Genomic DNA, 21,995 nt, shown 5'->3' on the forward strand with positions numbered 1-21,995 from the left:
AGAGTAAAAAGTGACGATATGAATTCTCTGTTTGCCAGTACGGCGCGTGGGCTCGAAGAGCTGTTGAAAAGTGAGCTAGACGCGCTGGGTGCGCAGGATTTGCAGGTGGTGCAGGGCGGCGTCCACTTCCAGGCCGACGACCATGTAATGTACCAAAGCCTGCTGTGGAGCCGTCTGGCTTCGCGCATTTTGCTGCCGCTGGGAGAATTTGGCGTCTGGAGCGATCTCGATCTTTACGTGGGTGCGCAAAGTATCCCGTGGACCGAGATGTTCGACAGCAACACCAGTTTTGCCATCCATTTTAGCGGCACCAACGAGGTGATCCGCAACAGCCAGTTCGGTGCGCTGCGCATTAAAGATGCCATCGTCGATAGTTTTACCCGCCAGAATCTGGAGCGCCCGAACGTTGATCGTGAACAACCGGGCATCCGCATCAATGCGTGGCTCAACAAAGATCGCGTCAGCATCGCGCTGGATCTAAGCGGTGATTCACTGCATCAGCGCGGCTATCGCCAGCAAACCGGCGCAGCGCCGCTAAAAGAAACCTTAGCGGCAGCCATCGTGATGCGTTCCGGTTGGCAGAGCAGCACGCCATTGGTCGATCCGATGTGTGGTTCCGGTACGCTGCTGCTGGAAGCGGCGTTGATCGCCTGTGATCGCGCGCCTGGCCTGCTGCGTACCCATTGGGGCTTCAATCGCTGGAAGAAACACAATCAGGCTGCGTGGCAGGAAGTTCATGCTGCCGCGAAAGAGCGCGCGCGCGTGGGTACCGCCGCTGCGACCGCCCGTTTCTTTGGCTACGATAATGACAGCCGCGTGCTGGAATCAGCGTGCGCCAACGCCCGTCGTGCAGGCGTGTTCGAGCTGTTCACCTTTGCGCAGCAGGATGTGATTAAGCTGAAGAATCCGCTGGCGGGCAAAGAGATTACCGGCACGGTATTGAGCAACCCGCCGTACGGTGAGCGTCTGGAAAGCGAACCGGCGCTGATTGCGCTGCACAGCCAGCTGGGCCGCATCATGAAGCAGCACTTCGGCGGCTGGAATCTGTCGCTGTTCAGCGCTTCGCCAGAGCTGCTGAGCTGCTTGCAACTGCGTGCCGATCGCCAGTTCAAAGCCAAAAATGGCCCGCTGGAATGCGTGCAGAAAAACTATCAGCTGGCTGCGACCAGCGCAGAAGGCGGCGCGCAGATCGCCGAAGATTTTGCTAACCGCCTGCGCAAGAACCTGAAGAAGCTGGATAAATGGGCGCGTCAATCGAATATCGACTGCTATCGTCTATATGACGCCGATTTGCCTGAATACAACGTAGCGGTCGATCGTTACGCTGATTGGGTGGTGATTCAGGAGTATGCGCCGCCGAAAACCGTGGACGCCAACAAAGCGCGTCAGCGTCTGTTCGATGTGATCAGCGCTACGCTGAGCGTGCTGGAGATCCCGGCGAATCGTCTGGTAATGAAGACCCGCGAACGCCAAAAAGGCAAAAGCCAGTATCAAAAGCTGGGCGAGAAGGGCGATTTCTTCGAAGTGCAGGAATTTGATGCGCGCCTGCTGGTGAATCTCACCGATTATCTGGATACTGGTTTGTTCCTCGATCACCGTATCGCGCGCCAGATGCTGGGCAAAATGAGCGCAGGCAAAGATTTCCTCAATCTGTTTGCGTACACCGGTACCGCCAGCGTACACGCCGGTTTAGGTGGCGCGAAAACCACCACCACCGTGGATATGTCGCGTACTTATCTGGAGTGGGCCGAGCGCAACCTGCGCCTTAACGGTTTAACCGGCCGTAATCATCGCCTGATGCACGCCGATTGCCTGAGCTGGTTGCGTGAGAGTGACGAACAGTTCGATTTGATCTTTATCGATCCGCCGACGTTTTCTAACTCTAAGCGCATGGAAGACGATTTCGACGTGCAGCGCGATCACATGATGCTGATGCAGAACCTGAAACGTTTGCTGCGTCGCGGTGGCACCATTATGTTTTCCAACAACAAGCGCGGCTTCAAAATGGATCTCGACGGCCTAGAACGTCTGGGTCTGCAGGCGCAGGAAATTACCCAAAAAACGCTGTCGCAGGATTTCGCGCGCAACCGTCAAATTCACAACTGCTGGCTGGTTAGCCACGCCGGTAAGGAATAAGTTTTATGTCACTGATCAGTATCCATGGCGCTTACCTCTCGTTCAGCGATGCGCCGCTGTTGGATAACACCGAACTGCATATCGAAGAAGGCGAACGCGTCTGTCTGGTTGGCCGTAACGGCGCCGGTAAATCGACGCTGATGAAAATCATCAACGGCGAACAGCCGCTGGATGACGGCCGCATCATTTATGAGCAGGATTTGGTGGTGGCGCGTCTGCAACAGGATCCGCCACGCAACATTACCGGTTCTGTTTATGACTTCGTTGCCGAAGGCGTGGCCGAGCAGGCGGAGCATCTCAAGGCTTATCACGCGATTTCCCATCTGGTGATGGAAGATCCGAGCGAGAAGAACCTGAACGAGATGGGTCGTTTGCAAACCATCCTTGACCATCAGAATCTGTGGCAGCTGGATAGCCGCATCAACGACGTGCTGCAGCAGATTGGTCTGGATGCGGATACCGAGTTGTCTTCGCTGTCTGGCGGCTGGCTGCGTAAAGCGGCGTTGGGCCGCGCGCTGGTGAGCAACCCGCGCGTACTGATGCTCGACGAACCGACCAACCACCTTGATATCGAAACCATTGATTGGCTGGAAACGTTCCTCAAGACATTCACCGGCAGCATCATCTTCATTTCGCATGACCGTTCGTTTATTCGCAACATGGCGACGCGCATTGTCGATCTTGATCGCGGCAAGCTGGTTTCCTGGCCGGGCAACTACGATCTGTTCCTGACCGGCAAAGAAGAAGCGCTGCGTGTCGAAGAGATGCAGAACGCCGAGTTTGACCGCAAGCTGGCGCAGGAAGAAGTGTGGATCCGTCAGGGCATCAAAGCGCGCCGCACGCGTAACGAAGGCCGTGTACGTGCCTTGAAAGCGCTGCGTAACGAGCGCTCTGCACGTCGTGAAGTGATGGGCAAAGCCAATATGCAAGTCGGCGAAGCGGCACGTTCAGGCAAAATCGTGTTTGAGATGGAAGATGTCAATTACAGCGTGGGTGGCAAAACCCTGGTGAAAGACTTCTCTACTCAGGTGCAGCGCGGCGACAAAATCGCCCTGATTGGCCCGAACGGTTGCGGTAAAACCACCTTGCTGCGTTTGATGCTGGATCAGCTGAAAGCCGACAGCGGCCGCGTGCATTGCGGTACCAAGCTGGAAATCGCTTACTTCGATCAGCACCGCGCTGAGCTGGATCCGGATCGTACCGTGATGGATAACCTCGCTGAAGGTAAGCAGGAAGTGATGGTTAACGGCAAACCGCGCCACGTGCTCGGTTATCTGCAGGACTTCCTGTTCCATCCGAAACGCGCCATGACGCCGGTGCGCGCCTTGTCCGGCGGTGAGCGTAACCGCCTGCTGCTGGCGCGTCTGTTCCTCAAGCCAAGCAACCTGCTGATTCTCGATGAACCGACCAACGACCTCGACGTCGAAACGCTGGAATTGCTGGAAGAGCTGGTGGATGGTTATCAGGGCACCGTGATGCTGGTGAGCCACGACCGTCAATTCGTCGACAACACCGTGACCGAGTGCTGGATCTTTGAAGGCAACGGCGAAATCGGCACCTTTGTCGGTGGCTATCACGATGCTCAGCAGCAGCGCGCAGCCTATAAGCAGGGCAAAGCCTCGCAGGCTAAACCGGCTACCCCGTTGAAAACCGCTGAGAAAAGTGACACCGCCAAACGTCCGGCCAACAAGCTAAGCTATAACCTGGCACGTGAGCTGGAACAGCTGCCACAAAAACTGGAGCAGTTGGAAACCCGCATCGGTGAGTTGCAGGCTAAAATGAGTCATCCAGATTTCTTCAGCCAGCCACACGATAAAACCCAGCCGGTTCTGGATGCGTTAGCGCAAACCGAGCAGGAGCTGGAAGTGGCGTTCGAACGCTGGGAAGAGCTGGAAGCACTGAAAAACGGGGCGTAATCGGAAGGAGTCAGCATGTGTGCAGCGGATCAAGCGCATCAGTGGAGTCTTTGTCCACAGTGTGATTTAACAGTAAAGCTGCCCGCTGTACCGGTTGGCAGCCGTGCGCGTTGCCCGCGTTGTCACACCACGCTGCAAGCCAACTGGCAGGAGCCGCGTCGACGTCCGACCGGCTACGCCTTTTCGGCCCTGTTCATGCTGGTGCTGGCCAATCTGTTTCCTTTCATCAATATGCACGTTGCGGGATTGAGCAGCCAGATATCGCTGCTCGAAATCCCCCAGGTGATGGATCGCGAAGATTACCGCAGCCTGGCAACGCTGTTTCTGCTGTTTGTGCAGGGCATTCCTGCCTTCTGCATGATCACCATTATTCTGCTGGTCAATAACGTCCGCATGCCGCACAGCCTGCGGCTTGGGTTGGCGCGCGTGCTGTTTCAGCTGCGTAGCTGGGGCATGGCGGAAATTTTTATGGCTGGCGTGCTGGTCAGTTTCGTTAAGCTGATGGCGTATGGTGAGATTGGCCTCGGCAGCAGTTTCTGGCCGTGGTGTCTGTTCTGCGTGTTGCAATTGCGCGCATTTCAGTGTGTTGATCGCCGTTGGGTGTGGCACCGCATCAATCCGTTACCGCCGCTGCCGAAAACGCCGCTGGCCGGTGTTAGCGGCCTGAAGCAAGGTTTGCGTAGCTGTCCGTGTTGTACCGCGATTCTGCCCGCTGACCAACTGGCGTGCCCGCGTTGTGGTGTGAAGGCGCATGCGCGCCGCAAGCACAGTCTGCAATGGACGCTGGCGCTGCTGATCACCTCGGTGATGCTCTACATTCCCTCGAATATCATGCCGATCATGGTGACCGAAACGCTCGGTTCGCAATATCCTTCGAACATTATGGCCGGGGTAATTTTGCTATGGAGCGACGGTTCGTGGCCGGTGGCGCTGGTGATCTTCATCGCCAGTATCATGGTGCCTTCGCTGAAAATGCTGGCGATTGCCTGGCTGTGCTGGCACGGCAGCGGACGCGGTGGGCGCGATGATGAAAAGATGCACGTGGTTTATGAGGTGGTTGAATTCGTTGGCCGTTGGTCAATGATTGATGTGTTTGTAATCGCCGTTCTCTCTGCGCTGGTGCGGATGGGTCGGCTGATGAGCGTGTATCCTGCGCCGGGCGCGCTGCTGTTTGCCATGGTGGTCATCCTCACCATGTTTGCCGCAATGACCTTTGATCCGCGCCTGCTGTGGGATCGACAACGAGAAACTGAACGTAAGGAGCCGCGTCTTGACGGACAACCATCACGGGACTGCTAAGGTCGACCAGATTAAACGCTGGTCGCCGGTCTGGATTGTACCTATTGTCACGCTGTTAATCGGCGGATGGATTCTTTTTTATCACTTCAGCCATCAGGGCCCGGAAGTGACGCTGATTACCGAAAATGCGGAAGGCATCGAAGCCGGTAAAACCACCATTAAGAGCCGCAGCGTCAACGTCGGTGTGGTGGAAAGCGCGGTTCTGACCGACGATTTGCACCATGTAGAGATTAAAGCGCGTCTTAATTCGGGCATGGAAAAGTTGCTACAGGGCGACAGCGCATTTTGGGTGGTGAAACCGCAAATTGGTCGCGAAGGCATTACCGGATTGGGCACGCTGCTTTCCGGTGCCTATATCGAGCTGCAGCCGGGCGCGAAGGGCGATAAGCCGGAACGTTATCAACTGCTGGATGCACCGCCGCTGGCGCCGCCGGATGCCAAAGGCATTCGCATAACGCTTGACAGTAAAAAAGCCGGTCAGCTTAATGCGGGCGATCCGGTGCTGTTCCGCGGTTATCGCGTAGGTTCAGTGGAAACCAGCAACTTTGATACCGATAAACGCATGATGACTTATCAGCTGTTTATCTCGGCGCCTTACGATCGCCTGATCACCACCAACGTGCGTTTCTGGAAAGACAGCGGTATTGCCGTCGATATGTCTGCATCAGGCATGCGCGTAGAGATGGGATCGCTCACTACGCTATTCAGCGGCGGCGTCAGCTTTGATGTGCCGGACGGCGCTGAGCTGGGCCGGGCGGCGGAGAACAAGGCGGAATACCATCTGTACGACGATCAGCGCAGCATCCAGGATTCGCTCTACAGTGCTCATACCGATTTCCTGCTGTTCTTCACCGATTCAATTCGCGGCTTGCAGGTTGGCGCACCGGTTGAGTTCCGCGGCATTCGTTTGGGTACGGTGTCACAAGTGCCTTATATGATTCCGGGCGTGAATCAGGCGCTGAATACGGATTATCGTGTGCCGGTGCTGATTCGCATTGAGCCGGATCGGTTTGTTAATCGCCTGGGCGGAGATTTCAATCTTGAGCAGCATCTGCAGGATGGCAAAAAACGCGGTCTGCGTGCGACGCTGAAAACCGGCAACCTGCTGTCTGGCGCGCTATTTATCGACCTCGATTTCTACGATAACGCACCGGCGTATCAAGGCCCGAATCAGGTGGCTGGCCTGGAAGTGATTCCAACCGTCAGCGGCGGCCTGGCGCAGATTCAGCAGAAACTGATGGCGGCGCTGGATAAGATCAACGGCTTACCACTTAATCCAGTACTGAATGAAGCCACAGGTACCTTGAAAGAGAGCCAGCGCACCCTGCAGCGGTTGCAGAAAACGCTGGATAACCTTAATCAGGTCACGGCGAATCCGGCGATGAAAACCCTGCCTTCAGACATGCAGCAAACCTTGCGCGAACTGAACCGCAGCATGAAAGGGCTGCAGCCAGGTTCACCGGCTTACAGCAAGCTGGTGGGCGATATGCAGCGGCTTGATCAGGTACTGCGAGAACTGCAGCCGGTGCTGAAAACGCTGAATAGCAAAAGTAACGCGCTGGTGTTTGAGGCCAAACCGGGCCAGGATCCACAGCCAAAGAGGGCGAAACAGTGAAAAAAGGGCTAATTATCGGGGCGCTGTTGCTGCTGGCAGGCTGCAGCAGCACCATTGAAAATACCTATTATCAGCTGCCTGCGGGCAGCAATGTGGCGCGCGTTGAAAGTGCCGCGGGCACTGGCCAACCGATGATTTGGGTTGAGCAAGTAACGGTACCGGATTACATGGCGGGCAACGGCCTGGTCTATCAGACCAGCGATGTGAAGTACGTGATTGCAGCTAATAACCTGTGGGCCAGTCCGCTCGATCAACAGTTGCAGCAAACGTTGATCAGTAATCTCAGTAAAGCGCTACCTGGCCGCCTGGTTGCCGGTGCGCCGCTGGGCGACACGCACGATACGCTGTCGGTAAACGTTACCGGTTTCCAGGGACGCTACGATGGACAAGTGGTGGTGAGTGGCGAATGGTTACTGCAGCATCAAGGACGCCTAATCAAACATGGCTTTAATCTGACGCTGCCGCAAACCGAAGATGGCTATGATGCGCTGGTACGTACTCTGGCTCTCGGCTGGCAGCAAACCGCACAACAAATCGCAAATAGTGTGGTTTCGCTAAATTAAGATTTGTTCGATGCTTATGCTAAGTCCTTGATTTACTGTAGTGTGATCGCAGTCAAATCAGGGGCTTTTTTTATTGCCTAATCAGCCAGATAGACAATCAACTGACAATTCTACATGGCACTTTAACGTCAAAAACATGACATTGGCGTGAATTTTGCGCATTGACCTTTCTTCTGCATCGGGTTAGAACATTACTGTGGTTGAACATTATATCGCCACTCTTTCTTTCCACCCAGATTCCACCAGACCTGAAATGAGGGAAACGAGGCATGAAGAGACAGAAGAGAGACCGCCTGGAACGAGCACATTCACGAGGCTACCAAGCCGGTATTACGGGCCGCTCGAAAGAGATATGCCCTTATCAATTGATCGATGCACGGTCTCACTGGTTGGGAGGTTGGCGTCAAGCCATGGAGGACAGGTCAGCGGTGGCCTAGCACTGCTGGATGTCTAACATTATGGAAGAAACCTCCGCTGCGTGCGGAGGTTTTCATTTGGAAGGATTAGAAAGCTGAAGTGTCTTTGAACAGACCCACTTTCAAATCGGTCGCAGAGTAAATCAGGTTCCCGTCAACGAAGACTTCGCCATCTGCCACGCCCATCACCAGTTTACGGTTAATCACACGTTTGAAGTGAATTTTATAGGTCACTTTTTTGGCGGTAGGCAGGACTTGTCCAGTGAACTTCACTTCACCCACGCCCAACGCGCGGCCTTTACCTTCTGCGCCCAGCCAGCCGAGGTAGAAACCCACCAGCTGCCACATCGCATCGAGGCCGAGGCAACCCGGCATTACCGGATCGCCAATGAAGTGGCAGTCAAAGAACCACAGGTCAGGGCGGATATCCAATTCGGCTTCGACGAAACCTTTATCGAATTTACCGCCGTCTTCGGTCATTTTGACCACGCGGTCCATCATCAACATGTTGTTGGATGGAAGCGGCGGTCCATTTTCGCCAAACAGTTCGCCGCGACCCGAGGCAATCAGGTCTTCTTTACTATAGGATTCGCGTTTATCTACCATGTTCTCAATATGCCTTCTTTTAGTGAAGCCCGAATATTAGCGAACAGTTGTACGCTGAGCAATGTTATCAGCTGTGGTTGAACCAGTTGAGCCAACGTAGTGGCCACGGACGCAGGCGAGCTTCCTGCTGGTTCAGCTGGGTAATACGTTCCTGAATGGTGCTAAGCAGAGATTCGCCGCTTTCACTCTGCCAGGCAATGCCGGTCAGCAGCGGCAACGCTTCATCTACGCTCTCAATGGCCCAAAGATGGAATTGTCCGGCCTTAACCGCTTCCACAACATCCTGATTCAGACTGAGATGGCGCGCGTTACTGGCAGGGAAAATGACACCTTGCTTGCCGGTCAGTTCACGTGAATGACAGATTTGGAAGAAGCCTTCAATTTTTTCGTTCAGGCCGCCGACGGGCTGCACGTTACCAAACTGATCAACTGAGCCGGTCACCGCAATCTGCTGGTTAACCGGCTGATTAGCCAGCGCACTGATTAACGCACAGAGTTCGGCCAGCGAGGCGCTGTCGCCATCCACTTCGGAATAGGATTGTTCAAACACCAGTGAAGCGGAGAAGGGCAGCTGTTGCTCTAGTTCCAGCTCGGCAATCAGGTAGGCTTGCATAATCATCATGCCTTTCGCATGGATGTTGCCACCTAATTCGGCTTTGCGCTCCACATCGGTGAACTCGCCATCGCCCGGATGTACTACACAGGTAATGCGCGAAGGTTCTCCCCACGGACGCGGATGGCCTGGGAACTCAACCACCGAAAGGCCGTTGATTTGCCCAACCACTTCGCCTTCGGTTTCAATCATGATCTGATTAAGCAGGATTTCATCACGCATGCGATCGGCGAGGAAACCTTCACGCCATTGGCGCGCTTCCAGCGCTTCTTTCAATGCTTCGCCATTGATGCTGTCGCCATGCAGCGCCGCTTCTTGCAGCTGGCGACGCAGCCAGCGCGGGCAAAGCGGCAACGTGTCTTGATCACCGGTCATGCGTGCTGCTTCGGTGATCAACAATGGCCAGAAATCGGCTTCAGGCTGCGCTAATCCGGCTTGTTCGGCTTGCGTTAGCGTCCATTGGCACCATGACGTCATGTCATCTTCATCGAGAATTTGTAAGCTCTCTTCGAATTCGCTATACAGCGCCATCTCATGAACTTCGACGTCCATTTCCTGGAAGGCGGCCAGTGCATCACGGTCGCCACACAGTACCAGACGCAGTTGCAACGGTAGCGGGGGAATGGCAACGGGCAATGGTTGACGCTCATCCTGTGAATACCAATCGAAGCGACCTTGCTCAATACACTTACGCAAACGCAGCCACAGCAGCGGCTGTGCCAGTAAAGTGTTGACCGCAAGAATCAACGTACCGCCATTGGCGCGATGCAGTAAGCCCGGTTCAGGCTGCACACGGTCTTTATATTGACGTACGCAACCGAACAACTGTTCAGCTTCAATCCAGTCGGCGAAATGCACGCCGCCCTGGCTGGTGAAGGGGCGATTGATATCGGTTGGCGGTAGAAGACTGACGGTATCGCCCATCACATGATAGTCGCCACCGTAAAGAGAAATTTCATCCGGCTGGAAACGTTGCGCCGCATCGGCGATGCAGGCCAGGTAATCGCTGTTTTCCTGACTGCGTAACAGCAGCAGCGGAAAACCCAGGGTTTGATGATGCAAATGCGCCAGCGCATTCAGCAGACGCGGCTGAACCGCGGCAAGACTATCGCAATCTTCCAGTGAGACGTTCGAGAAAATGGATTGGTAGCGGTCGCTATCCGGCTGCAGGGCTTGCCACGTAATTTGAGTGCTGGTCAAAATATTCGCATTAGTCTGATTTAGGAAAAGCGCGATTATACAGGAATCAACCTGGTTAATCACGGCGGAGTTCCGGCCCGGATTGTGACGGCTGCAACATGTTTTTCCTTGCTGCATCCAGGAAAAAAGCTGTTATTCTTAGTTTGTTACGTGATCACGATGAGATTCCGATGAAATACCAGCAACTCGAAAATCTTGAAAGTGGATGGAAGTGGAAATACCTGGTGAAAAAGCATCGGGAGGGTGAACTGATCACCCGTCATCTTGAGCTTAGTGCGGCGCAAGCTGCGGTCGATACGTTGTTGTCGATGGAAAACAGCCCGGTTGAGGTTAACGAGTGGATCGCCCAGCACATTCATCCAGATTTGGAGAATCGTCTCAAGCAGACAATACGTGCACGTCGTAAACGTCACTTTAATGCTGAGCATCAGCACACGCGTAAGAAATCGATCGATCTGGAATATCTGGTGTGGCAGCGTCTGGCAGGATTGGCGCAGCGTCGCAGTAATACGCTGTCAGAAACCATAGTTCAGTTAATTGAAGATGCTGAACGCAAAGAGAAGTACGCCAGCCAGATGTCTACGCTGAAGCAAGATCTGCAGGCGATCCTCGGAAATGGTGGCTCGGAAAAAGAGTAGAATCCTTTTCGTTCTCATTACATTCAGCCATAAAAAAACCCCGCCTTAGCGGGGTTTTTTACTGCGTGATAACTTAAGCCTGTGGCTGAGTTACAACGTCTTTGATACCTTTCACGTCGATTTCAACGCGACGGTCTGGCGCCAGGCAGTCGATCAGGGCATTGCGGCCTTTCACGCTGTCACAGGTGTTGCCAGTAACTGGGTTGGATTCGCCCATACCGCGTGCAGAGATCTTGTTAGAAGGGATACCTTTAGATACCAGGTAATCAACTACAGATTGCGCGCGCTTCTCAGACAGTTTCTGGTTGTACTGCTCTGAACCGATGCGATCGGTGAAGCCCAGTACTACAACAGAGCCGTCTTTCGGATCCATTGAGCTCAGCTGGCTGTACAGCTGATCAAGAGCCTGCTGACCTTCTGGCTTCAGAGTAGATTTGTTGAAGGTGAACAGAACGTCAGACTTCAGGGTGAAACGCTTGGTTTCAACAACTGGCGCTGGAGCTGGAGCTGGAGCTACAACTGGCGCTGCATCTTCATCCTGACCGAAACGGTAAGAAACGCCTACGCTCAGCATGCTGTTGTCTGGACGTGCACCAACGGTACCTGCGTCACCGATGTTGTTAACCCACTGGTAGTCCAGGCGAGTTGCCCAGTTTTTGGTCAGTGCGTATTCAACACCAACAGCAGCCAGCGGAGAAACGCCGGTGTCGTGGTCGCTGATGCGGCCAGTAGTTGGGTTGGTCTGAGTAGAGTCAGCACGCCATACCATACCACCCAGACGGGTGTAGACATCGAAGTCTTCGGTAATTGGGTAGCTCAGTTTAGCAGCCAGCTGAACGCCTTGTGCTTTGAATGCGCCATTGGTCACGGTACCTTTGTTAGGCATACGGCCCAACCAGTCGTAGCCCAGCTCGAAGCCCAGGTACGGGTTCGCCTGATAACCCAGGAATGCACCAGCACCCAGCTGAGATTCATGAGTTGGACCGTTGTTGTTCTCATAACCGTTACCGTAGTAACCAGTATCGTGATACTGAGACCAGCCCAGTTTAGCACCGGTGTACCAGGTGTTATCTTTAGGTGCGGCCTGCGCTACGGTAGCGAAGCCAGCCAGTGCCACTGCAATTGCGATAGCTGTCTTTTTCATTTTTGCGCCTCGTTATCATCCAAATAGGCAATGAGCAAAAAGGTTGCTCTTTGTGTTAATCCTTCGCCGGGTCTAAACGCTCGCTTTTGACTCTACCGAAAAAACGGAGGTTATTGAGCACCCTGGCGAGCTAAAGTCTACAACGAGATTGGAAACTTACAAGTATGATGTGACGCCGGGCAGCAAAAAAACAGCGATTTATACACACATTTTAACAAATCATATGGCTAAATCTTCGGTATTAGAAAACAAAAAAGCGTCTAAGCCATTGTCATAGCTGGCGGGAAAAGAATCAGTAGCTTAGATGCAACTTTTGCAAAAAAAATGCTGAGAAAATTCCTGGATTTACTTAATGAAACAAATCTGAGGGAATTTTTGACGCATTAGGTTGTCTGGAATGAGCATATTTACGTCCCTGTGGACGCAAAATCAGACCGAGTGCTTCACCTTCCGCCGCTGCTTGTTCCAATTCTAAACGCTCTTCATCACTCAATTCGTACGGAATCCAGGCAAGCACGACGCTGTAGTTACCTGTACGTAATGCCTTCACCATACTTTCAACGGTGTTAAAACGCTCAGATTCGGTGATATGCATACTCTTTTCTAACGGCAATCCCGACTGCTGCATCCAGCTACGATTTAGCTTATGAGCCGGAGTGAGCCACAGCTGCCAGCGCGATTGCTCGCTCAACTGTTTTAGTACCGGAAGCAGCATAAGTTGCATCATTTCAGGTTGTTCGCTGGAGCGCAGTTCAGTGATTCCACCCAGCGAAGGTTGCGCTAAGCCAGGTGAAGCGAAACGATGTGAACGATCAGCAGGGCCAGAGAAATGAGTACGCATAATTTAATCACTCAGTAATGAACTGTATGGATGTACAGTAATGACTTCCTGGATAAAGATCAACCTCAATTTCTGAAAACGCCTCGCAATTTCTGCACAAGATCCCGCACTCCTGCTTTTATTCATTGAACAGCTAAATCGTTTTTTTTATCTTCTAACCAGATGAATCTGCGAGCTTTTATAGGAAATTTCCCGCGCATGGAATCCATTGAAGGGGGCGTTATGAAGAGATATAACCCGGTAGTTGAGCAATCGAAAGCGCAGTTGGCGGCATTAGGTAAAATTGAATCACGTACGCAATTTGGGGGGTATGCGCTGACTATTGAGAAGGTGATTTTTGCTTATATCAATGAAGATGCGCTTTATCTCCGAGCCAGCGAGGCGCTTCACGTCTATAACGCACAGCGTTCACTCGAACCGCTGATTTACCGCAAGCGTGGCGTGCCGGTGACCTTAAGCTACTTCAAAGTAGATACACAGTTATGGCAAAACCCCGAACAATTATTGCAGTTATCGGCTAGCTCATTGCGCGCCGCACAGGAGGAAGCGGCTACCAGACTTGTCTCGCTGCGATTGAAAGATCTGCCGAATTTAAGCCTGCGACTGGAGCTGATGCTGCATAAGGTGGGGATCAGTTCGGTGCGGTTGCTGTGTGAAACAGGATCGCGACAAAGCTGGCTGAAACTACGCGCGGTGAATAAGCACATTGGGTTAAAAACGCTGCTGGCGCTGGAAGGTGCAATATCAGGACATCATGAGGCGGCGTTACCCAGCGCCATCCGGCAAGAGCTCTATGCCTGGTATTTAAAAATGCTCCGCCAGCATGCGGCGGCGGAGCATCAGCAGCCTTAATCGTTGACGAGGGTGCGGCGTAGACGGGCAATTTCGGGCAGCAGCGCGACCAACAATCCCAATTGCTGAATCACTAATGGTGCGCGTGTATCCGGGCTGTTTTTCATCTCGCTCATGCGCTGCATTAGCGCCTGCTGCATCTCTGTGGCTTGCGTATCCGTAACCTGATCGATCTGCAGCACATCTTCTATGAAGCAGACCGCGTCATCCAGTAAGGTCAGCAAGGTACTATCTGCCAGCTGTTCGCGATGCGCTCCCAGCGCCGAGATATAGCTGAGGAAGGAGTGGTTCAGACACAGCAGTCGAAACGCATTCTCACGTAACGGTTGTTGTAGCTTAAGTTCACCACTGATGTTTGACACCACTGACGCTAGCTCAGCATCGGCGTTATGAGCATCGCGACGTGCCACGCGATAAGCCAGACGATTGTCCTTGCCTTGATGATATTGCTCCATAATCGCATCCAGATAGCGGCAGTTGGCATCCAATGTTCGATCGGCAACGGCGGTGATTTTGCGAAAACGCCAGTCGGGCCAGACAAAAGCCACGGCTAGCCATGCCAGGCCACAGCCAAGCAAGGTATCCACCACGCGCGGTAGCGCCACTTCAAAGCCTTCGCCGAGCAAATTGAAGCACAGCAGAACCAGCAAGGTGATAAACAACGTGGCTTGCGCATATTGAATCTGGCGGAATGCGAAGAACAGCACGCCGCTCAGCACGATCAGCACCAGCTGACCTTCAATCGAGGGCACCAGCCACAAGACCGGCAGGCCGATGGCGATGCCGGCTAAGGTACCGCCGATACGCAAGGCGAGGCGGCGTCGGGTGGCGTTGTAATTGGGCTGGCAGACGAACAGGCTGGTCAGCAAGATCCAGTAACCGCGATCGACGCCGGTGATTTGAATAAAGGCGTAGCCAACACACAATACCAGCGACATACGCACTGCATGGCGGAACAGGGCCGATTGTGGGCTGAGATGGCGACTCAGGCGTAAGCGGATATCCGCCCAGCCGCTGAGCCCTTCGCGTGACAGATGGTGATCGCTCTGCGGGGACGGTTCGGCCAGCATCTGCTCTGACTCAATCGATGCCAGTTGCGCATCAATGGCACGCAGATTACGCAGCAGCCAGAACAGTGCGTGAATGTGTGGATCCTGCGGCTCGTTCTGCTGAAGGCGTTGCAGCGCGGTTTCCAGCCGTTCAAAGGTGCGTTCAAAATGGCTGTCGTGATGCCACGGCTGACGCAGCAAAATGGTCTCCGCCAGTTGCCGACACGCGCGCGCTTGCATGTTCATCAGGCGCTGGAAACGGAACAGCACTTCGTTGTAACGCCAGTTATCACGCAGCAAATGATATTGCAGATGCGAGGAGCTGGCGCGTTCATGGATATCCTGCGCGACAAAATAGTAGTGCAGGCTGCGACGCGTGCTGCGTGAACCGCGGTCGCCACGCAAACGACTTTGAATGGTGCTTTTAGTGAGATTGAGCTGGGCCACCAACTGGCTGTTGACCATCGCCGTGGCAACCAGCGTAGCGTCATCCTGATCGCCGCCATCGGGATCAAACAGGTTTGCTTTGGCTTCAAGATAGCGCGCCAGCTGGGAAAAACTGCCTGCCAGCTGTTCCTGCACCGGACGCACCGGAAACATCAAATGACCAACAAAGGTCAGCAAGTTGTACCAAAGGGCACCGATCAACAGCAGCGCTGGCTGCATCCACCACTGTGGGAACAAGCTGATGCCCAGCATGGTATAAACCGCAATCAGCAGCGCACCAAAGGCGATGGTGGCATAACGCTGTCCCAGCGCACCGAGCAAAATAAAGCCCCAGCTGGAAAGCGCCAGACCCAGAGCAAACGCCCACGGATGGGGGAACAGCAGTTCCACCGACACCGAAGCAATACAGAAACACACCAGGGTGATCAAAAGATTGCGTACACGCCCAATCCAGCGATCGTCGAGATCCGCCAGCGCCGCGGCGACCACGCCGAGCGTCAGCGGAATGGTCCACTCGATTTGGTGTAGCCACCACGGCACCGCCGCGCAGCCGGTCAAAGCAAAGAAGATGCGCAGCAAATAGCGCAGGCTGCTGTTAAACAGATAACGTCGCCAGCCTGGCAAGGCGTCATGAATCATTGAACGGCCTCAGTAGCGGCGACGCGCATTGGCTTCACGCGCAGCCTGCGCTTCTTCAACGGAGACCACGCGACGGCCAACCGGCCACAGCGCAATCGCGGCAATTTTGAAGTTGGCGATGCCAACAGGAATGCCGATGATGGTCAGACACTGCACGATACCGGCCGAGATATGCGCCAGACACAACCACCAGCCAAACAGTATCAGCCAGAAAATGTTAAGGAAGGTGCCGCCGGTATTCATCACATGGCTTTTACTGTCGGGACGCAGCACATCGACATGCACCGCTTCGTTGCCAAAGGGCAGCAGAGACAGTTTGGTAATTTCCCAGCAGGAACGCGTCAACGGCAGCGTAAAAATCAGCACGATGCTCACCAACGTGGCAAACAGCCAGCTAAGGGAGGTGAAAAAGCCGCCGAGAATGAAATTAAGAATGTTAAGTACGGTACGCATAAACGTGATTTTCCTTTTGCAATCCGCAATATGTGGCGCCAAGTTTAGCCTGTTTTAAGGCTGGAGCGCCAAGAGTCTGACAGGTAAACTGCGCGATATCGAATTCCACATGACGGTGCGGACATGGAACTGAAAGCAACATCAATGGGTAAACGTCTGGCACAGCATCCCTATAATCGGGTGCGCTTGCTGGCCGCCGGCGTGGAAGTCAGTGGCGATCGCCATGAATATCTGATTCCGTTTAACCAGTTGCTCAACATTGCCTGTAAACGCGGCATGGTATGGGGCGAACTGGAGTTTCTGCTGCCAGATGAGAAAGTGGTGCGCCTGCATGGTACCGAATGGCAGGAAACGCAGCGCTTTTTCCACTACTTGCAGCACGCCTGGCAGCAGTGGAGCCAGGAGATGAGCGAGGTGAGCGCGGAGGTGTTGGTCGCGCTGGAGCAGGAAATCCTCGCCTTCACCCAACAGGATCGCTGGTTGAAACGCAGTGAGCTGAGCGCGGTAAAAGAGAGCATTACACGCCAGTTTTCTGCCTTGCCGTTGCCTCTCGCGCGTATTGCCGAGTTTGATAACTGTCGTGAGCGCTGGGAATTCTGCCAGCAATGGCTGGAGCAGGGTGAAGCGGCGATCCGCCAACGCAATCGCCAATGGACCAGTAAGATCCTCAGCGACTATCACGAATTCTTTTCCACGGTTGAAACCACGCCGCTCAATCCATCGCAATGCGAAGCTGTAGTGAATGGCGAAGACGCGCTGCTGGTGCTGGCGGGGGCGGGCAGTGGCAAAACCTCGGTGCTGGTGGCGCGCGCCGGTTGGCTACTGAAACGCAAGCTGGCGCAAGCGGATCAAATTCTGTTGCTGGCGTTTGGTCGTCAGGCGGCAGAAGAGATGAATGACCGTATTCAAACGCGCCTTGGTGAAAGCGCGATTCAGGCGCGTACCTTCCATGCGTTGGCGCTGCATATCATCCGCGAAGGCAGTAACAAACAACCGGTGATTAGCAAGCTGGAAAGCGACAGCAAGGCGCGGCGACAGTTGCTGATAGAGACCTGGCGCGAGCAGTGCAACAGCAAAAAAGCGCAGGCCAGCGGCTGGCGTCAGTGGTTGCAGGATGAGCTGGAGTGGGAGATTCCCGAAGGTCCCTTTTGGCAAGATGACAAACTGGCGCAGCGCATCGCATCGCGCATGGAGCGCTGGCTGGGCTTGATGCGCATGCACGGCGGCGCGCAGGCGGCAATGATCGCGGATGTGGCAGAAGCGCAGCGCGATAATTTCAGCAAGCGTGTCAAACTGATGGCGCCACTGTTAAAGGCATGGAAAAGCGCGCTGAAAGAGGAGGGCGCGGTCGATTTCTCCGGGCTGATTCATCAGGCGATTGCCATTCTGGAGAAAGGGCGTTTTATCAGCCCGTGGAAGCATATTCTGGTCGATGAGTTTCAGGACATCTCACCGCAGCGAGCCGCACTGCTGACGGCGCTGCGTCAGCAAAACAAGCGAACCAGCCTGTACGCGGTGGGCGATGACTGGCAGGCAATCTATCGCTTTAGCGGTGCCGAAATGAGTTTGACCACCGCGTTCCATCACTATTTCGGCGATGGCGATCGCTGCGTGCTGGATACCACCTATCGCTTTAACGATCGTATTGGTGAGATAGCCAATCGCTTTGTACAACAGAACCCGCATCAGCTGCGCAAGCCGTTGAACAGCTTGAGCAAAGGTAATAAAAAATCGGTGACTTTGCTGCCGCAGGATCAACTGGAAGCGCTGTTCGATAAACTGAGCGGTTATGCCAAACCCGAAGAGCGCGTACTGCTGCTGGCGCGTTACCACCATTTGCGGCCGGCAATCCTCGATAAAGCTAAAACGCGCTGGCCAAAGTTAAAGCTGGATTTCATGACGATCCATGCCAGCAAAGGACAACAGGCGGATTTTGTTATTGTATTGGGGCTGCATCAGGGACGCGACGGTTTCCCGGCACAAGCGCGGGAATCCATCATGGAAGAGGGTTTGCTGCCGCAGCCGGAAGATTTCCCGGATGCAGAGGAGCGACGGCTGGCGTATGTGGCGATGACGCGTGCGCGCCAGCAGGTGTGGCTGGTGTTCGATAAAGATCGGCCTTCAGTATTTGTCGAGCACCTGCGCGAATTAGGTGTGCCACAAAGCCGTAAGGCCTGATGATTAAGGTTTCAGGCGTTCAGCGAGGTAACGCTGATAGTCTGGAATCTGAATCTCAATCTGTTGGGCAAACTTCGGTGACTGGATAATAAAATCTGCGGTGGTGCGGTTATTGGCCACCGGGATATTCCACACCGTGGCGAGGCGCAGCAGCGCTTTGACATCTGGATCGTGCGGCACCGCATTCAGCGGATCCCAGAAGAAAATCAGCACATCAATTTTACCTTCCGAAATCAACGCACCCACTTGCTGATCGCCGCCCATCGGGCCGCTCAGCATGGCGTTAACATCCAATCCGGTATGACGATTAATCAGATTGCCGGTGGTGCCGGTAGCGTACAACACATGCTGTTGCAGCGTGCTTTGGTTGGTTTGCACCCACTCCAGCAGCGAGGCTTTACAGTGATCGTGTGCAACGAGGGCTATATGTTTCTGAACCTGAAGGGTACGAACGGTCTGCTCCATAGGGCTTCCTGTTTCTTCTCATGCATTATGTGTTAATGCAGGAGTTTACCCCTGGCGTTTCATCACTATCAACTTGTGCGTAAGGTTTTCATCCAGCTGATAAAACGCAGACGTGTGGCGGCATCAAAACGCTTGAACCAGCCATGCAAAGAGGGAAGATCGCTAACGTCTTGCCAGGCGTAATCCAGATTCAACTGCGCCTCGCTGGCGCTCAGCGAATGTAAGGCAAAACGCGGAACCGAAGCGGCGTGGGCATCACGATTATAATTCACCATCGCCTTTTCGAAATCGTTATCACCTGGCTTCGGCAAATGGTCGCGCAGGCTGGTAATTTCTATGCCGCGTTCATCAATCAGTTGAAAGTTGAGGGTTTTGTCGAAGGTGGTACGTTCACGACGATTAGTGAGCGCAGGCAAGCGAATTGCCACCGAATGGGCATTGGCGCTGAAAGTGACAATCATCGGCACGGATTGAAAGTGCGCGGCGTCAGCGCCCGGTTTTTCCACACGAAACAGAAACTGATGCTGGCCACGATCCAGCTCAAGGCTGCCTGCGCCTTTCAGCAGCGAACCAGAAATTTTACGCCCGTCCAGCACCAGCAGTTCGATTTCGGGATCGAGCTTGAGAGTGATGGCCTGGCATGAGGCTGATACGAGCAACAGCAGTAAACCCGTAGCAGTTAAAGACAGCTTCATTTCAACTCCCGGCAGAAGGGGGTAAATCGATTATGTGTAGCAAAGTATTACATTATGGCAGTAAATTTACATTTTTACATATTTATTCGTGCTGCTGCGCAAAGTTCTGGTGACTAACAGTTGCAGCCTGATGCGCAATGCCATCTACACTTAAGCGAATGAACCAGGAGAAAAAAGATGAATGATCAAACGATTCGCGATGTGCTGACTAAAACCAAACGTATCGCGTTAGTGGGCGCCAGCGACCGCCCCGATCGCCCGAGCTATGGCGTGATGAAATATTTGCTTGATCAGGGATACGAGGTGATTCCGGTGAGTCCTAAATTGGCGGGACAGCAACTTCTCGGTCAAACCGCCTATGCCACGCTGGCGGATGTACCCGGAAAAGTGGATATGGTAGATGTGTTTCGCAATGCCGAAGCGGCATGGGGCGTAGCGCAGGAAGCGATCGCCATTGGTGCGGATACGTTGTGGTTACAGCTGGGCGTGATTAATGAGCAGGCGGCGGTGCTGGCGCAAGACGCGGGTATGACCGTGATAATGGATCGCTGTCCAAAAATTGAAATTCCTCGGCTGGGGATTAGGCACTAAAACAGGAACGGCGACCTGAGTCGCCGTTTGATTAATGTCTCAGGCTGGGTGCCTGCAGCTGTTTCCGAATTGACGCGGCCAGCTCATCCATTGAAGGTTGTTCGGGATGTTCGAAGGAGGTTTCCCCCGCCAGCTGAACTTCAGCGACGTAGGTATGCACCTGATCGCCTTCTTCATCTTCCATCACCACATGATACCAGGGCGCGGCGCGCAGCGTTTCGCTGGCAGCGACATCATCAACTTCTGGCTCATCAAGCGAAAACTCCGGATCGACATCCACGATAACGCCGAGCACCCCGGAGAGACGATGTCGGACCTGCTGTCCAATTCCAAATTTAGTCGTAATCATTGTGACCTCCCAAAAGACTGCCCTGTAACCAATATGGAGGCAGGGACAGCGTTTTCAAGTCACAGCACGCGGCAGGCAAAACCTTTCAGATAAAGCCCTTCAGGATAGCTGGCGATCACTGGATGGTCGGCTGCCTGACGGAACTGCTCTATAAATTGTACATCACGACCGGCATCAACGGCGGCATCAGCGATGATTTTCTGGAACAAATCGGTTGGCATCAGGCCAGAACAGGAGAAGGTCAGCAATACGCCACCGGGATTCAACAGCTGAATGGCCAGCATATTGATATCTTTATAGCCGCGACACGCGCCCATCAACTGGTTCTTGTTCTCTACGAATTTCGGCGGATCCATGACGATCAGGTCGAACTTTTCGCCGCTGTCGCGATAACGACGCAGCAGTTTGAACACATCGTCACGCACAAACTGGGCACGCGACACATCCAGACCATTGAGTTCAACGTTCTGTTTCGCCACGTCGAGTGCGTCTTGCGAAGTATCAACGCTAATCACTTCACGACAGCCGCCCATCAAGGCAGAAACCGCAAAACCACCGGTGTAAGAGAAGCAGTTCAGCACGCGTGCATTATCTGAGTAGCCACGCGTGGCAAAACGGCTGTCACGCTGATCAAGGTAATAGCCGGTTTTATGACCGCCCTGAATATCCACCAGCAGCTTCATACCGTGTTCAGTAATCGGCAGCAGCGGTGGCGGCAGTTCACCCGAAACCGGCCCTTGCGCCAGCTCCAGTCCCTCTTTTTTACGCACTGCCACGTCTGAGCGATCGTAAATAGCGCAATCCGGGAAACACTGCTGTAAGGCGGAGACGATGGCCGGACGCTGATACTCGGCACCCGCAGACAACAGCTGCATCACCAGGAAGTTGCCGAAGCGATCGATGGTTACGCCCGGCATGCCATCAGACTCACCGGCAATCAGGCGATAGCTGTCCAGCCCATCACGTTTCGCCAGCCAGTCACGCCACAGCTGGGCTTGCTCAAAGCGGCGCACGAAGAAGGTGATGTCGATTGACTCATCCTGTTGCCAACTCCAGACGCGTGCACGAATTTGTGATTGCGGAGAATACGCGGCGCGAGCCAGCCATTTGCCATTGCTGTCACAGATATCAATGGTTTCACCAGACTGGGCTTTACCTTCCATACGTGCAACGGCACCAGAGAACACCCACGGATGGCGGCGGAGCAGGGATTTTTCACGTCCCTTTGTGAGAATCAATCGAACGGTCATAGTTTGCTATGCTTACCTGAAAAAATGAGGCGCCATTTTC

The 21,995-nt window shown here is 53.9% G+C and carries 20 protein-coding genes; 10 read left to right on the forward strand and 10 right to left on the reverse strand.

Annotated elements, in window-relative coordinates; translation table 11 throughout:
- The first annotated feature begins 18 nt into the window (after positions 1 to 18).
- From rlmKL to rmf, 6 genes are all read left to right on the forward strand, one after another.
- Positions 19 to 2,136 carry a bifunctional 23S rRNA (guanine(2069)-N(7))-methyltransferase RlmK/23S rRNA (guanine(2445)-N(2))-methyltransferase RlmL gene (gene rlmKL / locus AAF463_RS06890; protein WP_350261765.1) on the forward strand — a complete coding sequence of 706 codons (2,118 nt, stop codon included), beginning with the start codon at positions 19 to 21 and terminating at the stop codon, positions 2,134 to 2,136.
- Between the two features lie 5 nt (positions 2,137 to 2,141).
- Complete coding sequence (locus AAF463_RS06895) at positions 2,142 to 4,052, forward strand: ABC transporter ATP-binding protein (RefSeq protein WP_350261766.1); 1,911 nt, start codon at positions 2,142 to 2,144, stop codon at positions 4,050 to 4,052.
- 15 nt (positions 4,053 to 4,067) lie between these two features.
- Positions 4,068 to 5,351, forward strand: a complete 1,284-nt coding sequence (pqiA, locus tag AAF463_RS06900) for a membrane integrity-associated transporter subunit PqiA (protein WP_192413834.1) — start codon at positions 4,068 to 4,070, stop codon at positions 5,349 to 5,351.
- Positions 5,323 to 6,966, forward strand: coding sequence for an intermembrane transport protein PqiB (gene pqiB / locus AAF463_RS06905; RefSeq protein ID WP_101760926.1), 1,644 nt, complete (start codon positions 5,323 to 5,325; stop codon positions 6,964 to 6,966). Before pqiA ends, pqiB begins: the two co-directional genes overlap by 29 nt.
- Complete coding sequence (gene pqiC, locus AAF463_RS06910; RefSeq protein ID WP_101760925.1) at positions 6,963 to 7,529, forward strand: membrane integrity-associated transporter subunit PqiC; 567 nt, start codon at positions 6,963 to 6,965, stop codon at positions 7,527 to 7,529. The genes pqiB and pqiC overlap by 4 nt, the downstream gene beginning before the upstream one ends.
- A 269-nt stretch (positions 7,530 to 7,798) precedes the next feature.
- On the forward strand, positions 7,799 to 7,966 hold the full coding sequence (gene rmf / locus AAF463_RS06915; RefSeq protein WP_071531634.1) for a ribosome modulation factor: 168 nt from the start codon (positions 7,799 to 7,801) through the stop codon (positions 7,964 to 7,966).
- A 66-nt stretch (positions 7,967 to 8,032) separates the two neighbouring features.
- Here the strand turns inward: rmf and fabA are convergent, their stop codons facing one another.
- Positions 8,033 to 8,551: a bifunctional 3-hydroxydecanoyl-ACP dehydratase/trans-2-decenoyl-ACP isomerase gene (fabA, locus tag AAF463_RS06920; RefSeq protein ID WP_101760924.1), complete on the reverse strand. Its 519-nt coding sequence runs from the start codon at positions 8,549 to 8,551 to the stop codon at positions 8,033 to 8,035.
- Between the two features lie 67 nt (positions 8,552 to 8,618).
- A complete protein-coding gene (locus tag AAF463_RS06925) occupies positions 8,619 to 10,481 on the reverse strand; it encodes a Lon protease family protein (RefSeq protein WP_137385516.1) in 1,863 nt (620 codons plus the stop codon).
- A 53-nt stretch (positions 10,482 to 10,534) separates the two neighbouring features.
- Here AAF463_RS06925 and matP point away from each other — a divergent pair, with 53 nt between their 5' ends.
- Positions 10,535 to 11,002, forward strand: a complete 468-nt coding sequence (matP, locus tag AAF463_RS06930; RefSeq protein WP_008101445.1) for a macrodomain Ter protein MatP — start codon at positions 10,535 to 10,537, stop codon at positions 11,000 to 11,002.
- Positions 11,003 to 11,075: 73 nt separating this feature from the next.
- Here matP and ompA read toward each other — a convergent pair whose 3' ends face one another.
- Positions 11,076 to 12,146 carry a porin OmpA gene (ompA, locus tag AAF463_RS06935; protein ID WP_101760922.1) on the reverse strand — a complete coding sequence of 357 codons (1,071 nt, stop codon included), beginning with the start codon at positions 12,144 to 12,146 and terminating at the stop codon, positions 11,076 to 11,078.
- A 349-nt stretch (positions 12,147 to 12,495) separates the two neighbouring features.
- Positions 12,496 to 12,987 (reverse strand): SOS-induced cell division inhibitor SulA, encoded by a 492-nt coding sequence (gene sulA / locus AAF463_RS06940; RefSeq protein WP_350261767.1) that lies wholly within the window; start codon positions 12,985 to 12,987, stop codon positions 12,496 to 12,498.
- 222 nt (positions 12,988 to 13,209) lie between these two features.
- On the opposite strand from sulA, the gene AAF463_RS06945 reads away from it, so the two are divergent.
- On the forward strand, positions 13,210 to 13,839 hold the full coding sequence (locus AAF463_RS06945; RefSeq protein ID WP_101760920.1) for a TfoX/Sxy family DNA transformation protein: 630 nt from the start codon (positions 13,210 to 13,212) through the stop codon (positions 13,837 to 13,839).
- Here the strand turns inward: AAF463_RS06945 and yccS are convergent.
- Positions 13,836 to 15,974: a YccS family putative transporter gene (gene yccS / locus AAF463_RS06950; RefSeq protein ID WP_192234372.1), complete on the reverse strand. Its 2,139-nt coding sequence runs from the start codon at positions 15,972 to 15,974 to the stop codon at positions 13,836 to 13,838. The genes AAF463_RS06945 and yccS overlap by 4 nt on opposite strands.
- 9 nt (positions 15,975 to 15,983) lie before the next feature.
- Complete coding sequence (locus tag AAF463_RS06955; RefSeq protein ID WP_350261768.1) at positions 15,984 to 16,427, reverse strand: YccF domain-containing protein; 444 nt, start codon at positions 16,425 to 16,427, stop codon at positions 15,984 to 15,986.
- A 123-nt stretch (positions 16,428 to 16,550) separates the two neighbouring features.
- Between AAF463_RS06955 and helD the strand changes: the two genes are divergently transcribed.
- Entirely contained in the window at positions 16,551 to 18,605 is a 2,055-nt protein-coding gene (gene helD, locus AAF463_RS06960; RefSeq protein ID WP_350261769.1) for a DNA helicase IV, read from the forward strand.
- Between the two features lie 3 nt (positions 18,606 to 18,608).
- Here helD and AAF463_RS06965 read toward each other — a convergent pair whose 3' ends face one another.
- Together AAF463_RS06965 and AAF463_RS06970 are read right to left on the reverse strand one after the other, a co-directional pair.
- A complete protein-coding gene (locus AAF463_RS06965; protein WP_101760917.1) occupies positions 18,609 to 19,070 on the reverse strand; it encodes a methylglyoxal synthase in 462 nt (153 codons plus the stop codon).
- Between the two features lie 68 nt (positions 19,071 to 19,138).
- Positions 19,139 to 19,765 carry a DUF2057 family protein gene (locus tag AAF463_RS06970; RefSeq protein WP_350261770.1) on the reverse strand — a complete coding sequence of 209 codons (627 nt, stop codon included), beginning with the start codon at positions 19,763 to 19,765 and terminating at the stop codon, positions 19,139 to 19,141.
- A gap of 177 nt (positions 19,766 to 19,942) precedes the next feature.
- Between AAF463_RS06970 and AAF463_RS06975 the strand changes: the two genes are divergently transcribed.
- On the forward strand, positions 19,943 to 20,356 hold the full coding sequence (locus AAF463_RS06975) for a CoA-binding protein (protein ID WP_101760915.1): 414 nt from the start codon (positions 19,943 to 19,945) through the stop codon (positions 20,354 to 20,356).
- A gap of 31 nt (positions 20,357 to 20,387) precedes the next feature.
- On the opposite strand, the gene hspQ is transcribed toward AAF463_RS06975, so the two are convergent.
- Entirely contained in the window at positions 20,388 to 20,705 is a 318-nt protein-coding gene (gene hspQ / locus AAF463_RS06980) for a heat shock protein HspQ (protein WP_350261771.1), read from the reverse strand.
- 59 nt (positions 20,706 to 20,764) lie between these two features.
- A complete protein-coding gene (gene rlmI, locus AAF463_RS06985) occupies positions 20,765 to 21,955 on the reverse strand; it encodes a 23S rRNA (cytosine(1962)-C(5))-methyltransferase RlmI (RefSeq protein ID WP_101760914.1) in 1,191 nt (396 codons plus the stop codon).
- Between the last annotated feature and the right edge of the window lie 40 nt (positions 21,956 to 21,995).

It is taken from the genome of Pantoea sp. BJ2, from assembly GCF_040255075.1.
GTDB lineage: Bacteria > Pseudomonadota > Gammaproteobacteria > Enterobacterales > Enterobacteriaceae > Pantoea > Pantoea leporis.